20 protein-coding genes are annotated in these 16710 nt (G+C 62.9%); 11 read left to right on the top strand and 9 right to left on the bottom strand.

Annotated elements, in window-relative coordinates:
- From V7E26_RS23565 to V7E26_RS23545, 5 genes are all read left to right on the top strand, one after another.
- The coding region (locus V7E26_RS23565; protein ID WP_324420790.1) for an isovaleryl-CoA dehydrogenase at positions 1-1148 on the top strand (1148 nt) is incomplete at its 5' end.
- Between the two features lie 106 nt (positions 1149-1254).
- A complete protein-coding gene (locus tag V7E26_RS23560; RefSeq protein ID WP_324420788.1) occupies positions 1255-2859 on the top strand; it encodes a carboxyl transferase domain-containing protein in 1605 nt (534 codons plus the stop codon).
- Positions 2860-2861: 2 nt separating this feature from the next.
- Positions 2862-4871 (top strand): acetyl/propionyl/methylcrotonyl-CoA carboxylase subunit alpha, encoded by a 2010-nt coding sequence (locus V7E26_RS23555; RefSeq protein WP_324420786.1) that lies wholly within the window; start codon positions 2862-2864, stop codon positions 4869-4871.
- On the top strand, positions 4868-5776 hold the full coding sequence (locus V7E26_RS23550) for a hydroxymethylglutaryl-CoA lyase (RefSeq protein ID WP_324420784.1): 909 nt from the start codon (positions 4868-4870) through the stop codon (positions 5774-5776). The genes V7E26_RS23555 and V7E26_RS23550 overlap by 4 nt, the downstream gene beginning before the upstream one ends.
- A 223-nt stretch (positions 5777-5999) precedes the next feature.
- The gene (locus V7E26_RS23545; protein ID WP_324420794.1) at positions 6000-6668 is read left to right on the top strand and encodes a GntR family transcriptional regulator; all 669 of its coding nucleotides are present in this window, start codon (positions 6000-6002) and stop codon (positions 6666-6668) included.
- A gap of 40 nt (positions 6669-6708) precedes the next feature.
- Here V7E26_RS23545 and V7E26_RS23540 read toward each other — a convergent pair whose 3' ends face one another.
- Genes V7E26_RS23540 through V7E26_RS23530 form a run of 3 tightly spaced genes read right to left on the bottom strand, consistent with a single transcriptional unit; the run spans position 6709 to position 9637 of the window.
- Positions 6709-8067: a TRAP transporter large permease gene (locus V7E26_RS23540; protein WP_324420782.1), complete on the bottom strand. Its 1359-nt coding sequence runs from the start codon at positions 8065-8067 to the stop codon at positions 6709-6711.
- Positions 8064-8618: a TRAP transporter small permease gene (locus V7E26_RS23535; protein WP_324420780.1), complete on the bottom strand. Its 555-nt coding sequence runs from the start codon at positions 8616-8618 to the stop codon at positions 8064-8066. Before V7E26_RS23535 ends, V7E26_RS23540 begins: the two co-directional genes overlap by 4 nt.
- Positions 8615-9637 carry a TRAP transporter substrate-binding protein gene (locus V7E26_RS23530; RefSeq protein WP_324420778.1) on the bottom strand — a complete coding sequence of 341 codons (1023 nt, stop codon included), beginning with the start codon at positions 9635-9637 and terminating at the stop codon, positions 8615-8617. The genes V7E26_RS23535 and V7E26_RS23530 overlap by 4 nt, the downstream gene beginning before the upstream one ends.
- 389 nt (positions 9638-10026) lie before the next feature.
- Here V7E26_RS23530 and V7E26_RS23525 point away from each other — a divergent pair, with 389 nt between their 5' ends.
- Complete coding sequence (locus tag V7E26_RS23525; RefSeq protein WP_324420776.1) at positions 10027-10257, top strand: pentapeptide MXKDX repeat protein; 231 nt, start codon at positions 10027-10029, stop codon at positions 10255-10257.
- Between the two features lie 127 nt (positions 10258-10384).
- On the opposite strand, the gene V7E26_RS23520 is transcribed toward V7E26_RS23525, so the two are convergent.
- Together V7E26_RS23520 and V7E26_RS23515 are read right to left on the bottom strand one after the other, a co-directional pair.
- Entirely contained in the window at positions 10385-10738 is a 354-nt protein-coding gene (locus V7E26_RS23520; protein WP_324420774.1) for a DUF6481 family protein, read from the bottom strand.
- A 194-nt stretch (positions 10739-10932) separates the two neighbouring features.
- The gene (locus V7E26_RS23515; RefSeq protein WP_324420773.1) at positions 10933-11175 is read right to left on the bottom strand and encodes a hypothetical protein; all 243 of its coding nucleotides are present in this window, start codon (positions 11173-11175) and stop codon (positions 10933-10935) included.
- Positions 11176-11364: 189 nt separating this feature from the next.
- Between V7E26_RS23515 and V7E26_RS23510 the strand changes: the two genes are divergently transcribed.
- The 3 genes from V7E26_RS23510 to V7E26_RS23500 all read left to right on the top strand — a co-directional run bounded on the left by V7E26_RS23510 (position 11365) and on the right by V7E26_RS23500 (position 13247).
- On the top strand, positions 11365-11616 hold the full coding sequence (locus tag V7E26_RS23510) for a hypothetical protein (RefSeq protein ID WP_324420771.1): 252 nt from the start codon (positions 11365-11367) through the stop codon (positions 11614-11616).
- Between the two features lie 44 nt (positions 11617-11660).
- On the top strand, positions 11661-11966 hold the full coding sequence (locus V7E26_RS23505; RefSeq protein WP_324420769.1) for a hypothetical protein: 306 nt from the start codon (positions 11661-11663) through the stop codon (positions 11964-11966).
- 981 nt (positions 11967-12947) lie between these two features.
- On the top strand, positions 12948-13247 hold the full coding sequence (locus V7E26_RS23500) for an H-NS histone family protein (RefSeq protein WP_324420767.1): 300 nt from the start codon (positions 12948-12950) through the stop codon (positions 13245-13247).
- A gap of 60 nt (positions 13248-13307) precedes the next feature.
- Here V7E26_RS23500 and V7E26_RS30070 read toward each other — a convergent pair whose 3' ends face one another.
- On the bottom strand, positions 13308-13559 hold the full coding sequence (locus tag V7E26_RS30070; RefSeq protein ID WP_442893464.1) for a PilZ domain-containing protein: 252 nt from the start codon (positions 13557-13559) through the stop codon (positions 13308-13310).
- A gap of 272 nt (positions 13560-13831) precedes the next feature.
- Between V7E26_RS30070 and V7E26_RS23495 the strand changes: the two genes are divergently transcribed.
- Positions 13832-14119: a hypothetical protein gene (locus tag V7E26_RS23495; RefSeq protein WP_442893463.1), complete on the top strand. Its 288-nt coding sequence runs from the start codon at positions 13832-13834 to the stop codon at positions 14117-14119.
- A gap of 95 nt (positions 14120-14214) precedes the next feature.
- Here V7E26_RS23495 and V7E26_RS23490 read toward each other — a convergent pair whose 3' ends face one another.
- From V7E26_RS23490 to V7E26_RS23480, 3 genes are all read right to left on the bottom strand, one after another.
- On the bottom strand, positions 14215-14490 hold the full coding sequence (locus tag V7E26_RS23490; RefSeq protein WP_324420765.1) for a DUF3551 domain-containing protein: 276 nt from the start codon (positions 14488-14490) through the stop codon (positions 14215-14217).
- A gap of 58 nt (positions 14491-14548) precedes the next feature.
- Entirely contained in the window at positions 14549-14806 is a 258-nt protein-coding gene (locus V7E26_RS23485) for a hypothetical protein (RefSeq protein ID WP_324420763.1), read from the bottom strand.
- A gap of 320 nt (positions 14807-15126) precedes the next feature.
- Positions 15127-15255, bottom strand: a complete 129-nt coding sequence (locus tag V7E26_RS23480) for a hypothetical protein (RefSeq protein WP_324420761.1) — start codon at positions 15253-15255, stop codon at positions 15127-15129.
- 708 nt (positions 15256-15963) lie between these two features.
- Here V7E26_RS23480 and V7E26_RS23475 point away from each other — a divergent pair.
- Complete coding sequence (locus V7E26_RS23475; RefSeq protein WP_324420759.1) at positions 15964-16710, top strand: acyltransferase family protein; 747 nt, start codon at positions 15964-15966, stop codon at positions 16708-16710.

Raw genomic sequence — 16710 nt, 5'->3', positions numbered from 1 at the left:
TCAATTTCGACCTCGGCGAGACCGCGGATGCGATCCGCGAGACGGTGCATGCGTTCTCGCAGAACGAGATCGCCCCGCGCGCCGCCGAGATCGACCGCAGCAATCAGTTTCCGCGCGACCTTTGGCCCAAAATTGGATCGCTCGGCCTGCACGGCATCACGGTGGAGGAGGAGTATGGCGGCACCGGCCTCGGCTATCTCGAGCACTGCATCGCGGTGGAAGAGATGTCCCGCGCCTCCGCCGCCGTCGGGCTGTCCTACGGCGCCCATTCCAACCTCTGCGTCAACCAGATCCGCCGCAACGGCAATGAGGCGCAGAAGCGGAAATACCTGCCAAAACTGATCTCGGGCGAGCATGTCGGCTCGCTCGCGATGTCGGAGCCGGGTGCCGGTTCCGACGTGGTCTCGATGAAGACCCGGGCCGAGAAGAAGGGCGACCGCTTCGTGCTCAACGGCAACAAGATGTGGATCACCAACGGCCCGGTCGCCGATACGCTCGTGGTCTACGCCAAGACCAATCCCGAGGCCGGCCCGCGCGGCATGACCGCCTTCATCATCGAAAAGGGCATGAAGGGCTTTTCCACCGCCCAGAAGCTCGACAAGCTCGGCATGCGCGGCTCCGATACCTGCGAACTGCTGTTCCAGGATTGCGAGGTGCCGGAGGAGAACGTGCTCAGCGAGGTCGGCCGCGGCGTCAACGTGTTGATGAGCGGCCTCGACTATGAGCGCGCGGTGCTGGCGGCCGGCCCGATCGGCATCATGCAGGCCTGCATGGACGTGGTGCTGCCCTACGTGCACGAGCGCAAGCAGTTCGGCGAGCCGATCGGCACCTTCCAGTTGGTGCAGGGCAAGATCGCCGACATGTACACCACCATGAACGCCTCGCGCGCCTACGTCTACGCGGTGGCGAAAGCCTGCGACCGCGGCGAGACCACGCGCGAGGATGCCGCCGGCGCCATCCTCTATGCGGCCGAGAAGGCGACCCAGTGCGCGCTCGACGCCATCCAGCTGCTCGGCGGCAACGGCTACATCAACGACTACCCGACCGGCCGGCTGCTCCGCGACGCCAAACTCTACGAGATCGGCGCCGGCACCAGCGAAATCCGCCGCATGCTGATCGGCCGGGAGCTGTTCGAAAAGACGGCTTGAACTTCACAATCGGCCCAAGATGGTACAGGCTGCCGTATCTCCTTCGAAGGTACGGTTCCAACCTCCTGCTCCCAACGGCACTCCAGCATTCAAAGAAACGCCGACCATGCCGCTTCATTCCACCATCGATCCCACATCCTCCGAATTCGCCCGCAACGCCGATGTGATGCGCGCGCTCGTGGCCGAGCTGCGCGACAGGCTCAAGGTGGTCTCCGGCGGCGGCGGCGAGGCATCGCGCAAGCGGCATACGTCGCGCGGCAAGATGCTGGCGCGCGAGCGCGTCGACCTGCTGGTCGATCCCGGCACCGCCTTTCTCGAATTGTCGCCGCTTGCGGCCAACGGCCTCTATGGCGGCGACGTCCATTCGGCGAGCGTCATCACCGGGGTCGGGCGCATTTCGGGCCGCGAATGCATCATCGTCGCCAACGATGCGACGATCAAGGGCGGTACCTATTATCCGATGACGGTGAAGAAGCATCTGCGCGCGCAGGATGTCGCGCGGCAGAACAATCTGCCCTGCGTCTACATGGTCGATTCCGGCGGCGCCTTCCTGCCGATGCAGGACGAGATTTTTCCGGACGAGCGGCATTTCGGCCGCATCTTCTATAATCAGGCGCAGATGTCCTCGATGGGCATTCCGCAGATCGCCATCGTGATGGGCTCCTGCACCGCCGGCGGCGCCTATGTGCCGGCGATGTCGGACGAGAGCATCATCGTGCGCAACCAGGGCACCATCTTCCTCGGCGGCCCGCCGCTGGTGAAGGCCGCGACCGGCGAGGTGGTCTCCGCCGAGGAACTCGGCGGTGCCGACGTGCATTCCCGCCAGTCGGGGGTGACCGACCACTACGCGCAGAACGATGCGCATGCGATCGGCATCGCGCGACGCATCGTCGCCACGCTGAAGCAGCCGACCAGGGCCGCGCTCAACATGCGCGATGTGCGGGAGCCGCTGTTTCCGGCCGAGCAAATCTACGGCGTCGTCTCAGCCGACGGCCGCAAGCCGTTCGACGTCCACGACATCATCGCGCGGGTCGTCGACGGTTCGGAGTTCGACGAGTTCAAGAAGCTCTATGGCACCACGCTGATCTGCGGCTTCGCCCACATCTGGGGTTATCCCGTCGGCATCATCGCCAATAACGGAATCCTGTTCAGCGAGAGCTCGCTGAAGGGCGCGCACTTCATCGAATTGTGCTGCCAGCGCAACATCCCGCTGGTGTTCCTGCAGAACATCACCGGCTTCATGGTCGGCAAGAAGTACGAGGCCGGCGGCATCGCGCGCGACGGCGCCAAGCTGGTGACGGCGGTGGCGACAGCCGGCGTGCCGAAATTCACCGTCGTGATCGGCGGCTCCTACGGCGCCGGCAATTACGGCATGTGCGGCCGCTCCTACAGTCCGCGCTTCCTCTGGCTGTGGCCGAATGCCCGCATCTCGGTGATGGGCGGCGAGCAGGCATCGATGGTGCTGAGCCAGGTCCGCCGCGACAACATCGAAGCCAAGGGCGAAACCTGGTCGGCGGAAGAGGAAGAGAAGTTCCGCAGTCCGATCCGGGCGCAGTACGAAAGCCAGGGCAATCCCTATTACGCCACCGCGCGGCTGTGGGACGACGGCGTGATCGATCCAGCCGACACGCGGCTGGTGCTCGGCCTTGGCCTTTCCGCGGCGGCCAATGCGCCGATCGAACCAACCAAATTCGGCCTGTTCAGGATGTGACGATGGACCGCGCAAAACTCTACCGGCGTTTCCGCACCCTGCTGATCGCCAACCGCGGCGAAATCGCCTGCCGCGTCATCCGTTCCGCGCGTGCCATGGGCCTGCGCACCGTCGCGGTCTATTCGGAAGCCGATCGCGACGCCATGCATGTCGCGCTCGCCGATGAAGCCGTGCTGCTCGGACCCGCCAGGGCGCGCGACAGTTATCTCAACATCGAGCGCGTGATCGAGGCCGCGCGAAAGACCGGCGCCGAGGCGGTTCATCCCGGCTACGGCTTCCTGTCCGAAAATGCCGAGTTCGCCGATGCCTGCCTGAAGGCCGGACTGGTGTTCGTCGGGCCGACCGCCGGGATGATGACGGCAATGGGGTCGAAATCCGGCTCGAAGGCGCTGATGGAAAAGGCCGGGGTGCCGCTGGTGCCCGGCTATCACGGCGAGGCGCAGGACGACGCGACACTGTCCAACGCCGCCAACAAGATCGGCTTCCCCGTGCTGGTGAAGGCTTCCGCCGGCGGCGGCGGTCGCGGCATGCGCGTGGTCAATTCGGCCGGCGAGCTTGCGGCGGCGATCGTCAGCGCCAAGCGCGAGGCCAAGGCTGCGTTCGGCGACGATCGGATGCTGATCGAGAAATATGTGCAGAATCCCCGGCACATCGAGGTGCAGATCATCGGCGACAGCCACGGCAATCTGCTCTCGCTGTGGGAACGCGAATGCACGTTGCAGCGGCGGCACCAGAAGGTGATCGAGGAGGCGCCGTCGCCGACGCTCGGCGAGAAACAACGCGAAGCGGTGTGTGAAGCCGCGCGCAAGGCGGCTGCGGCCGTGAGCTATGTCGGCGCCGGCACCATCGAATTCGTCTCCGACGGCAAGGAAGTGTTCTTCATCGAAATGAACACCCGCCTGCAGGTCGAGCATCCCGTCACCGAACTGATCACCGGCGTCGATCTCGTGGAATGGCAGTTGCGGGTGGCGTTCGGCGAAGCGCTGCCGCTCAAGCAAAACGAGATCACTCTGAACGGCCACGCCATCGAGGCGCGGGTCTATGCCGAAAATCCGCAGAAGAACTTCATGCCCTCGGTCGGCCGGATCAGGACCTGGAACACGCCGGATGCCGTCGACGGCTTGCGGATCGACGCCGGCTATCGCGCCGGCGATGCCGTATCGCCGTACTATGATGCCATGCTGGCCAAGGTGATCGCCTGGGCGCCGACCCGCCAGGCCGCGATCGAGCGGCTCAACCGCGGGCTGGAAGAGACCGATGTGCGTGGCATCGTCACCAACATCCCGTTCCTGTCGGCGCTTATCACGCATCCGAACGTGCGCGCCAACACGATCGACACCGGCTTTATCGAACGCGAGCTGAAGAAGCTGACGGAATTCTCCGGCACCGCCGGCGATATCGAGCTTTGCGCCGCGGTCGCGGCCATCGTCAACGACGAGCGGAGAGCAGCGAACAAGGAAGCCCGATCGCCGTGGCAGACCTTTGGATGGATGCCGGTCGGCCAGCGGCAACGGGTGTTTTCGTTCCGCCAGGGGCAGGGGCCTGAGCACAAGGTGACGCTGCGCTATGGCAATGGACCGTTGACGCTGTCGATTGGCAAGCACCAGTTTGCCTTCGCGATCTCGCCGGCCGATGGCGGCAGCTTCGACCTGACCATCGACGGCGTGAAGTCGCGCGTCACCGCCGTGATCGAGGGCCACGAACTCTATCTGCGCACCCGCAACGGCCGTTTCGACCTGCACTGGGTCGACCCGTTCGGCGGCGAGACCGAGGAGCAGGTCGGCGAGGACAAGATCGTGGCACCCCTGCCGGGGACAGTGGTGGCGTTGCTGGCGGAGGAGGGCGCCAAGCTGGAGAAGGGCGCGGCGATCCTGACGCTCGAAGTCATGAAGATGGAGCAGACGCTGCGCGCGCCGTTTGCGGGCACGTTGAAGAAGATCAAGTGCAAGGTCGGCGATATCGTCGGCGAGGGCGTCGAACTCGCCGAAGTCGAACCGGCGGCCGCGTCATGAGCGACCGCGTCCAGATCGTCGAGGTCGGTCCGCGCGACGGGCTGCAGAACGAAAAGACGCCGATCGGCGTCGCCGACCGGATCGCGTTCGTGGAGGCGCTGATCGGCGCCGGGTTGAAAGCAGTCGAGGTCGGGGCGTTCGTGTCGCCCAAGGCGATCCCGCAGATGGTCGGATCGGCCGAGGTCCTGCAGGGCGTCAGCCATCACCGCGATTGCGAGCTTCCGGTGCTGGTGCCGAACGAGAAGGGCTATGAAGCGTCGCAGGCGGCCGGCGCCAAACTGATCGCGGTGTTCGCCGCCGCCTCGGGAAGTTTTTCGCGCGCCAACATCAACTGCTCGATCGCGGAATCGATCGAACGGTTCAAGCCGGTGCTGGCCCGCGCCAGGGCCGACGGCGTCAAGGTGCGCGGCTATATCTCCACCGTGCTCGGCTGCCCCTATGAGGGCGAGATCAAGCCGCAGGCGGTGGTCGATATCGCAAAAGTGCTGTGGGATCTCGGCTGCTACGAAATCTCGCTCGGCGACACCATCGGCGTCGGCACGCCCCTGAAGGCGCGGCAGCTATTGCGCGCCGTCGCCGGCGACGTGCCAATGGCCAAGCTCGCGATGCATTTCCACGACACCTATGGCCAGGCGCTCGCCAACCTCTATGCCGGGATGGAGGAAGGCTGCCGCGTGATCGATTCCGCCGCCGGCGGTCTCGGCGGCTGCCCCTACGCCCCCGGCGCGACGGGGAACGTCGCGACCGAGGATGTCGTCTACATGCTCGAAGGCATGGGCATTGCGACCGGCGTCGACATGACAAAGCTGGTAGCGGCGACCAATGTGGTGAGCGGACTGATCGGCCGGCCCCCGGTCAGCCGCGTCGCGGCGGCGCTGAACGCGAAAGCGGGGACGGCGAAGTAGGCCGCTTACGCGGCCTTCGGCCCCGGTAGCGCTGGCCGGCTCTTCAGCGCTTTCGCCATCCTGTCTTCGACCTCCCGCTTCAGAGCGATAGTATAATTTATACATCTTGGTCAACTGAGGATTGCCGGAGTTGAACAAGCTTTCGCTGGGTCGAGACCACATCAGCATGCGAGATAGGGGCCGCCCCGATCGGAAAGGCCGGCGAATGACCATGGAAGTTCAAATGAAGGGCCCCCTGAAGCACCGGACGTTGTCGGCCGCGATCGTCGACCAGCTCCGGCAGGCCATCCTCGACGGCACCTATCCGGCCGGTTCGCAGCTGCGCCAGGATGCGCTCGGCGAGGTCTACGGTGTCAGCCGCATTCCCGTGCGCGAGGCGCTGTTCCAGCTCGAGGCCGAAGGGCTGGTGCGCATCGTTCCGCAAAAGGGCGCCATCGTGTCCGAGCTGTCGCTGGACGAGATCAACGACGTGTTCGACCTGCGCGGGATCATGGAGCCGCTGCTGCTGGCGCAATCCGCGCCGCATTTCACGGACGAAGATTTCGCCGGGCTGGATGATATCCAGAGCCGCTTCGAGAAGGCGATCGAAGCCGGCAATGTCAGCGAATGGGGCCAGCTCAACGCCGACTTCCACATGACGCTGTACGTTCACGCGCGGCGGCCGCGCACCAGGGCGATCGTGGTGTCGCTATTGCAGACCAGCGACCGCTACACGCGCCTGCAACTCTCCAACACCAAGGCGATGGGGACGGCCGAAAAGGAGCACGCCCATCTGATCGCGCTATGCCGGGCGAAGGAGATCGACGAGGCCTGCCGGTTCCTGGAGCAGCATATCGAGGCGGTCAGGACAGACCTGTTGCAGGTGGTCGGGGGCGAGCAGAGAGGCGAATAGCGAATGGAGCCATCCATCCGCTACTCACCATTCGCCAGTCTCACCGTCCCCCATCCGGACCCATCACGAGATCCGGCAGCCAGGTGGATATTGCCGGGAAGAAGCACAGCAGCAGCACCGCCAGCATCATCAGCAGCACGAAGGGCAGGGTGCCCCAGATCACCTCGCTGAGGGGAATGTCGGGCGCGACATTGCGGATGACGAAGATGTTCAACCCGACCGGCGGGTGGATCAGTCCCATTTCCATGACGATGGTCATGACGACGCCAAACCAGATGATGTCGAAATTGGCGGCGCGCAGCGGCGGCAGGATGATCGGCGCGGTCATCAGGATGATCGACACCGGCGGCAGGAAGAAGCCAAGCACCACCACCATCACCAGGATCGCAGCCAACAGTTCCCAGCGCGGCAGGTGCATGGCGACGATGGATTCCGCTGCCGACTGCGAGATGTGCAGATAGCTCATCACGTAGGAGTAGAGCAGCGACATGCCGATGATCATCATCAGCATGGTGGATTCGCGGATGGTGGATTTCAGGATCGGCGACAGGTCGCTCGGCCGCCACACGCTGTAGATCACGGCGATCAGCACCAGCGCCAGCAGGCCGCCGAGCCCTGCGGTCTCCGACGGTGTCGCGTAGCCGCCATAGAGCGCGATCATCACGCCCGTCAGCAGCAGCACGAACGGGATCACCCGCGGCAGCATGGTGAAGCGCTCGGCCATCGTGAACTCGTCGCGCTGCAGGATCGCGGCTTCCGTTCCGCTCTTTTCGTAAAGCTCATGGGCGGCCGCATATTCCTTGCGGAAGCGCAGCACCGCATAGACGCCGAACAGCGTCACCAGCAGCAAGCCCGGGCCGATGCCGGCGAGGAACAGCCGCCCCAGCGACTTCTCCGCGGCGACCGCGAACAGGATCATGGTGATCGAGGGCGGCAGCAGGATGCCGAGCGTGCCGCCGGCGGCGATGATCCCCGCGGCAAAGCCGCCCGAATAGCCGCGCTTGCGCATCTCGGGAATGCCGGCCGAACCGATCGCGGAACAGGTCGCCGGCGAAGAGCCCGCCATGGCCGCAAACAGCGCGCAGGCGAATACGTTGGCAACGCCGAGGCCGCCGGGCACGCGGTGCAGCCAGGCATGCAGCGCGGAATAGAGATCCTGACCGGCGCGGGACTTGCCGATCGCCGCGCCCTTGAGGATGAACAGCGGGATCGACAGCAGCGTGATCGAGGCCATTTCCTCGTAGACGTTTTGCGTCACGGTATCGAGGGAGGCCGTCGGCATGAAGATGGCCATGAAAACGACGGCGACGGCGCCCAAAGCAAAGGCAATAGGCATTCCGGAAAACATCGCGAACAGCGTCGCAAGGCCGTAACTGACACCAATTCCGAGAACGCTCATCGACGTGAAGCACCAGCAATGGGAATAATGATCTGCAACAGGATTTGCAGGCAAAGCAGCGTCATGCCCAAGGCCATCAGCACGTAGGGAATGGCAAGCGGCGGCGACCACATCGAATTCGAGACCTGGCCGTCGACATAGGCTTCATGCGCCAGCGTCCAGGATTTCCAGGCGAAGAAGGCACAGAACAACAGGCTCGCGACATCGACCAGCCATAGCCGGATGCGATTGACGAGCGGCGACATCAGACCGACAAAGGCCTCGATGCCGATATGGCCGCGCTGGCCCTGCACGTAGGCCGCGGTCATGAAGGTGGCGCCGACGAGCAGAAACACCGCCGCTTCGTCCTGCCAGTAATTGGGGCTGTGGAAGAGGGCGCGGCCGAGCACGCTGTAACTGAGGATCACGCAGGCCGCGATCAGCGCCAGCGCGGCAAACACCACGATGACGCTGTTGCACAGCGCCAGCGTCTTGCCGAGCGCCGCCACGAGCGGGTTGCTCGGGGCGGCCTCGAATTTGTCCTGCTGATCCGGAAGCGGACCGTGCATCACGCGGAGACGTCGCTGGCGAGCTTCAGCAGATTGGCCGACGTGGCGGTCTTGGCGCTGTAGTCCTTCCACGCGGTATCGCGGGCAATGTCCCGCCACTTGCCGACGGTCGCGACATCGAGCTTGCTGACCTTGGCGCCGGCCTTCTCATAGACCTTGGCGACCTCGATGTCGTCGTCCTGCGCGCCCTTGCGGCCGAACGCTTCCAGTTCGGTGCCGACCGAAAGGATGATGTCCTGCTGGTTCTTCGGCAGCTTGTCGAAGATCGCCTTCGACATCATCAGCGGCTCCAGCATGAACCAGTAGGAGGCACCGGCACCCGACGTCAGGGCCTTCGCGACCTCTTCGAGGCGGAACGAGATCAGGCTGGTGGAGGAGGTGATGCCGGCGTCGCAGGCGCCGGTCTGCATCGCGGCGTAGATTTCGTTCGACGGCACCGAGAGCACGGCAGCGCCCGCGGTCTGCAGCACCATGTCCATCTCGCGCGAGCCGCCGCGCACCTTAAGCCCCTTGGCGTCTTCGGGGGCGACGATCGGCCTCGAGCGGCTGGCGACGCCGCCGGCCTGCCAGACCCAGGTCAGCAGGATGATGCCCTTGTCGGCGAGGAAGTCGGTCAGCGCCTTGCCGACCGGCTCCTTCTTCCATTTCAAGCCCTGGTCGTAGGTGGCGACCAGGCCCGGCATCAGGCCGATATTGGTCTCCGGCAGTTCACCGCCGGCATAGGGCATCGGGTACAGGCTGATGTCGAGCGCGCCCTTGCGCATCGCCGAGAACTGGGCGTTGGTCTTGATCAGCGAGGAGTTCGGGTAGATTTCGGCCGCGATCTCGCCGCCGCTGCGTTTGGCGACTTCGGCCGCAAACATGCGGCAGAGGCGGTCGCGGAAGTCGCCCTTGTCGATGGTGCCACCCGGGAACTGATGCGAGATCTTCAGCGTGGTGGCGGCATGGGCGGTACCGGTGCCGAAACGAAGTACGGCGGGCGCGGCGATTGCGGATGCGATGATATGACGGCGTGTGAGCATGGTTCTTCCCCTGCGGATTGGTTCTTGGGTCGACGATCGTGACCGGCGTCAGCCCATTTTAGCCGGTCTCCAACCGAAGTAGCTCTAGTCTGATAGTTCTAGTCGACGTGATAGGTCGAGGCGGCGCGCCACGGCGAGCCTCCCCACCCATGTTGGGGAGCTATAGCGCTGCGGCGTACGCCGGGGAACGGCGTTCGCAGAAGACTCCGTCAAGAATGCGTCCAACCTTGGGCTGCGTGGCGGGTTCGTTGCCATCAAATTGCCCGCTTCAACTAACCGTGAGGACGCAGGAAGTACTGCCGGCGGGAGTAACGAAACCGGTCGCGGGATCGTCGTTGAGGGAGCGGCAGACGTCGCACCTCAGAAACCGACCCAAAGGATGACCACCCATGACCACCACCACCCGCATCACCCTCGGCCTTTCTGCCGCGCTGGTTTCGCTCAGCCTGGCATTCGCGCCGGCAACCTTCGCCCAGGACAAGATGGGCAAGGAGGACGGCATGAAGAAGGAAACCATGTCCAAGGACGCGATGAAAAAGGACGAGGGCATGAAGGACGGCATGAAAAAGGACGGCATGAAGCATGACGGCATGATGAAAGACGGCATGAAAAAGAACTGAGTCGCGCCGTCATTCCGGGGGCAGTGCGCTGCATTGAACCGCAGCGGCGCCCCCGGGCATCTCAAGAGACCAAGTCTGGCACCCGCGACCGGCCCGGAATGACCGGAGATCGCGAACGGCTCTCGGCCTACCTCTTCTTGCCTTTGCTCTTGCGGGCAGCGTAACGCGCGTCACGCTTGGCCTTCTGCTCGGCTTCGAGCGCAGCCTGCCGGGCGGCCTCTTCTTCCTTCTCGCGCGCGATCCTGGCGGCTTCGGCGGCGGCGGCCTCGGCCTCGCGACGCTTCTGCTCGGCCTTTTCTGCTTCCTTGGTCTCCTTCGCCTTGGCCCGCGCCGCGGCAATGGCCTCGCGCTCGGCCTGACGGCGCTTTACCTCAGGATCGTCAGCTCCCGGCTGGGCGCGAAACTTGTTCAGGATGTTCTGCCGCGCCTGCATCGCGGCCTTCTGGCGATCCGCGAAACCCGGTTCCTTGAAATTACTCATATTGAAGAGGCCTTGCCGCTTTCACTCTTGGGGTTGGGCGCGCCACAGGCGCGGGATTGCGCCTAAGTAAGTGAAGCCGGGACAAAATGCCAGCGTCGAAAGGGGGCCGGCACAGCAGGGGAGGCTTGCGCGAAAAGCAACTGGCCCAAACTGATCCTGATGAGCGGGACTACATCCCCCTGGTCGGCTGGTTCCTAGACGCTTTCGCGGCGCCCGCCGGGTCCGAGCACGCGCGCTACGGTCATCACCGTCATCGCTACCCGGTCCGCCATCCTTTGGACTTCCAGCCGGTCGCGTGCCTTCTCGCGGATCATGATCTCGATCAGTTCGAGCCGCTTGGTCTCGTCGACCGCCTCCGCCAGCAATTGCCGGTAGCGCCGGTAGTCGTAAGTCGCTTCCGGCTCACCGGTTTCGTGTCCGTTTTCTTGTCCGTCCATCGCACGCCCCGCACACGCGCTCGCCCTGATTCGTCACTGTTGATGAAGGGGTGCGGGTACGCAACGTATTTGCGCGAGTTATACCCCCGCCATCGGGCGCGTGCACAAGCCCGTGTAGTGTGAAGCGGTTCACAGGGAACGCGAAGGGCGTCTCCTATTGTACAAGCTCCCAGAATAGGAGCGCCCGGCATGTTCCCCAATTGGTGGACCCGCAAGAGCCTCGTTCTCGCCGTTGGCGTGGTCGCGCTGGCTTGCGCCTTCGGCTTCGCCGCGTTCGGCCTGTCCGCGCCGGAGCCGGTGGCAAGCGCAGCCCTCGGTCCGGACTGGTACTGCAGCCGGCTGGCTTTCGTTTTCACGACCTGCAGCCGGATCAAGCATACCCGGTCCGTTGTTCCGGTCCGCGTCGCCAAGGTCCCCATGTGCGGACGGCTGCGGATATAATAGGATCGGGCTGAAAACGGAGCCTGCCAGAGCCGGAGCTTGCGGTGCGAAGTTTGTCCTGTGTCATGGTGGCTGCGTCGGCAGCGGCGCTTGTCTTCACTCTGGCCGGCCGCGCGCACGCGCAGGGCGCGGCGGATGACGGGACCACCACAACGGCAACATCCTCTCCCGCCGCGCCGGAAACACCGGCCCCGGAAAGCGAGAAGGCCGCGCCGAAGAAAAAGAAATCTGCGAAGGTGACCCGGCAGCAGGAGATCGATCGTTCGGTCGAGCGCGGCACGGTTCCGGCGCGCTACCGGAGTTCGGTGCCGAAGGAGTATCAGCAATATATTCCGTTCGACCGACGGTAGGCGCGGCGTCTTCCGCAATGCAGATCGATTTGTCACACTCCATCGCTCACGTGCCCTCTTACCGTACTCGTACGGATTGGCTGCGCGAACAACGCGTCTCATAACAGCCGCGCTTGCAGCGGGGGGCAGGGCGCTCGTTCATCACAACGGGTGCTACCACTGGAGGCCACGAGGCCCGGACTCCTAGGCACTCCGGGCCTCGTCTTCTCCTCACGGATTCCACATTCACGTTAGGTCGGCGTTTCATCCCAGCAACCGGCAAGCGCTTGGGGGGCGGGTAGACGCGCCACAGGCGCGCTGTTCCAAATCGCCGGGATTTCCGTCCAATTCACGCGATCTCGGTTCTCTTACGGCTTCGGCGCCGACTCCCGAATCGAGCCCGTATTAATTCGTTACGGTTGAACGCTTTTTTAAAACCTCCTTAAGTCAGAAATGAGTTCCTATACGAGCCGCACCGCCGCGCGGCCCGAGTAGCCGGGCGCCGCCCCTTCACCTACCCCTAGGGAGACGAGCGCTCGGCTATTTTGGGTAACCCAGCCTAGCGGATTACCACGCCGACGATGTCACCCGGCGGCCACAGACGCGCGGTATTTCGGAAGTGAGAAGGAATCGAGCCGGCTACCCCGGAAGCTTCTTCTGTTGACCGACTGCCGACCGGCCGTCCATTTTTCCGACACTCGGCGGGGCGCTCGCGCCGATCAGACAATCGCAATCAGGAAGCTGTCGACAAGTGCGCGGCCGCTTCCCGTCGTCGCGAGCCTTGCGTCTTGATCAATCAAAGGTTGAGAAAGACGTAAGAATAAGAAAATGCACCCTGAAGTTGATTGCGGTATCGCGTTATGCAGCGATGGCCTCAACCGAAACTTCATTCGACCTGAAAGTAGCTGTGAAACCGCCTTATTCTGCTCAAGTTTGCTGCGAACGATGATAGCCGTCGAATCATGATTGGGGACGGTCGTGAACCGAAATGACCTTAAATCAATGTCCACGGATGAACTGTGGGCTCTGCACGAGGAAGTAGCCGCGAGGCTTGCAACCTATTTGCTGGCGGAGAAGCGCCTTCTCGAAGATCGCCTGAAACAACTCGGTGGCGGCATCGAGGGTGAGCGTACGAAATCGTCTGGCGGGCGGCGTCCGTATCCGACCGTCGTGCCGAAATTCCGCAATCCCGATCGGCCCTACGAGACCTGGGCGGGGCGAGGGAAGACGCCGCGCTGGCTCACTGCCAAGCTGAAGTCCGGCAAGCGGATCGATGACTTCCGGATCAGCGAAGTCGCCTAGGGCGGGCTGCAGCCGTCCGGCGGAGGACTTCCACGGCGCAATTGTGCGCCGGCGGCACCATTAATTTTGAAACGCGACTCCGACGAAATCGCCTTGCCGCCAGATCACCCGGCACTCCCGAACGGTGTGGAAGTTGTCGAAGGTCAATTCGAAATTGACCGGTAGAAGATTGAGATGGTGGAGTTCAATGCCGGCGCCGGAATTGGTGATGTCCTGAACGCGGCAGGTGAGGACGCCGCGCTGCGCGTCAAAAAACAGCAGCGCGCTTTTTGAAATCGTCGTCCTGGCGACAGATCGGCGTTCGAATCCCATTCTGATACCGGCAGTTCACGCCTGGCGGGGCATGGCCAAGGCTATCGAATTGCCATCGCGTGACAACCAGCATCGGCTTTATTCGTAAACAATCAATTTTAATGATCGCGGAAAGCTGCGGGTTACGGGAACTTGAGTCTCGCCAGCGAATCTTGCCAAGGCCTACCGTTGCCGCCTCAGCACAGCCTGTTCGGTTTCTCGTGCGGAACCCACAATCGGACTTGATGCAGTGAAGCAAGACGTGACCTCTCTATGACATAGAGGGGAATCAGATGAACTTGCGTTGGGTCTGTGTGCTGGCGCTATGCGTGGGGGCGCCCGGCGCTGCGTTTGGGGGTGAACAGTCGGGCGTCTTGCGTCGAATTTCATGCCCCGTCGTGCGCTACTACGTGGCAAAATACAGCGCGCCCGCCGCGGAGCAGTGGGCCCGGGCCAAGGGGGCGAGCGATGCGGAGATCGAGGCGGCCCGGCGTTGCCTGACATCCGATGGAACGCGAACCGCCAGGGTGCCCGAGAAGGTGCCCCAGAGGCCGCTCGCGCTAGGCACCTACGGCTGGTGAGGCACGAGACTGCCGCCAAGGCGCGCTTGCCCGTTTGAGCGGAGCAGGATCCGGACGCGGAGGACTCGAGTTATCCGGCTGACGTCAGGTCGTTCTCAATACCGGTAATAGGACGGTTGGCGCTTGCGCTTCGATTTCTGCCCGCCGTAATAGGGATTGACCACGCACTGCGCCGCCCGTCCCGACGCCGACATCTGGCACTGCGCCATGGTTCGATAGCTGCACTCGAAATAGAAATCGACGATGCCTTGGTAGATCTGCAGGCATACGGGATAGCTCGGGTCGTAGGTCTGGGCTCGGGCCGGCGCGGCAAGGGCGATCGTCGCAGCCGTCAAGGCTATCGCCGCGGCAAAGGCATGTGGCAGCTTCATCCTGATATCCTCCCGATTTCCGCTTCTCGCGCGTGCGCGCAACGTAGCCGCCGGCCTTTCAGACTTCCCAGTCTTCGAACCCATACTCCCGGTAGATGGCGGCGCGATCGGCGTGGGGGTTCAGCCGACATTTGGCCTGGGCGAGATGCAGGTTGATCGTCCCGGGCTGGCAGTTCGCCGCCAGCAATTTCCTGATGTCGTCCATCTGCTGGCGCGACTGCTGGGTCGGTTCGAGTTGCTCGAGCGCGACCAGGGCCGTCGCCAGCGCTTCCGTGACGACCCATTCGTCGTGGCCGGTGATTCCCTTTTTTGGCATGACGGCCGCATCCCTTGTCAGGCAACGGAAGCAATTCCCGGCTGGCATCATACTCCCGGAATCCCAACCGAGACGACAATGAAGTCGAAATTGCGGAAAGCACGGCGTTGTCGTGGCGATCCCGGCAGGAAAGGAGCCGTCTGATCGTGGCCGTCTGATCGGGTCTGACCGAAAATGGCTCCAGTAACGGCGGCCCAGCAACCGGAACTTCAAGGCCGGCCCGAACCCCTCGCAAGGTTACCGCGCTCCTGAGGGACGCGCTCGAACGGTGGCGTCTTCGGTATTACACCGCGCGATGGTCGCGAGGATGCGACAGCGAGCTAGCCGCGCGAGGTGATCCGAGCGCCGGAGGCCTGCATGTCGAGTTGCCTTGCGGTGGTCAGTCCGGCGCAAATGGAAGCGATGGCAAATACGACAAACAAAGTTGCGAAGACAGTCTGCGGGCTCATGTCTGTTCCCTCGGTGCGTCTCCACCCGTCAATGAACCTAGGAACGAAGATTCCGAGCGGCAAGTCCTGAGCCCACAGGTGGGTCAAGGACGGCTTTAGTTCGAGTGTCTCGAATTAGGTTCAATCACTACTGCGCTGGTCTCGGAATTCTGAGCCCATCGTCGCAACTCTCAAACTGAAGTGGACGATAAATCAACGATTTCTGAAGGTCTTGGTCTGCGGACGGTGTCACATTGATGCGTTCTCGCTTCGGCGAGGTCGGTACAGGACCACCGCAAGTGACCACAGTTCAAGCCGTGATTTTGGGATTGATGCTGGCATGGGTGCCAAGTCTGCTGCTCCTGGGGGCGCTGCTTTGGCGTGACCGCCGCAGGCGTTCGATGCAGCCGCGCCGTGTGAGGCATCACGCGCTCCCCTACGGAGCCAAGCTGGTTTTTCTCGATCTAAACAGCTCTGCCAATCCCGCAAGCAGAGGAGGCCGTCCCGGTTCCAGGCCGACCCCACGCCGCGGCCGACCATGACGCAACATGCACTTCGATGCGATCCGTGCAGAGGGAACCGCCTGATTATGGTGATTTCGTATTATCCTATAGTGCGAACATTAAGATTAACGAACAGGCTTGATTGCGAAATGCACCGAATTTACTGATGATAGACCTCAATTGACGGCGACTACCTTGGAAGGTGGCCGTCTAGTGTGTTGTTTTATTGAAGGCCGGCCTTAAATTGCAGATGCACGTAAAATTCGAGGATGATCGATCTACTCAGACTGCTGGCGTCAGGAATTCCACGCTGACAATCGGGGATCGGTTGAGCGCTCATCGCGGCTCGACAAATGGCTTCGACTATCTCCGGATTACTCTGGCCATTGGTGTGATTGGATGGCACAGCGTCTTCACGAGCTATGGTCTTCGATACGAAACCGGCGTGTACGCCTCCTGGGTCCGCTCCATCGTCCTGCCAATCCTGCCAATGTTTTTCGTGCTGGGGGGCTTCCTGGTCGCAGGTAGCCTGTTTCGGACAAGGAGTTTCTCGGAGTACTTCCTGTTACGCGTCCTGAGGTTCTTTCCGGCGCTTCTGGTGGTCGTATCGCTTTCGGCGCTGGTGCTCGGCCCTCTTCTCACTACCGAAGAGTTGCCCGCGTATTTCTCCAGCGCTGAATTCTTCGCCTACTTCCTCAATGTATTCGCATATTATGTGGAGCAGTTGCCGGGCGTATTTACCGATAATCCTGCACCGGCAATTGTGAATGTGTCGCTTTGGACCATCCCATGGGAATTCGGATGTTCGATCGCGCTGTTTGCGGTGATGTTCTTTCGCGATACGATGAGAGCGCAAGCATTGCTGGCCGCGACTGTCATCGCCTTGATTGCAATCCCGACGGTCATGATGGTTCTCGGTCTAGCCCGTCTTATTCATCAGCGGATTGTTGAGAGGCTGGCGAGCGTGGCGTAA

Origin of the sequence: Bradyrhizobium sp. (assembly GCF_036735945.1) — a bacterium.
Lineage (GTDB): Bacteria > Pseudomonadota > Alphaproteobacteria > Rhizobiales > Xanthobacteraceae > Bradyrhizobium.
This window is presented reverse-complemented; position numbering and strand designations above follow the sequence as displayed.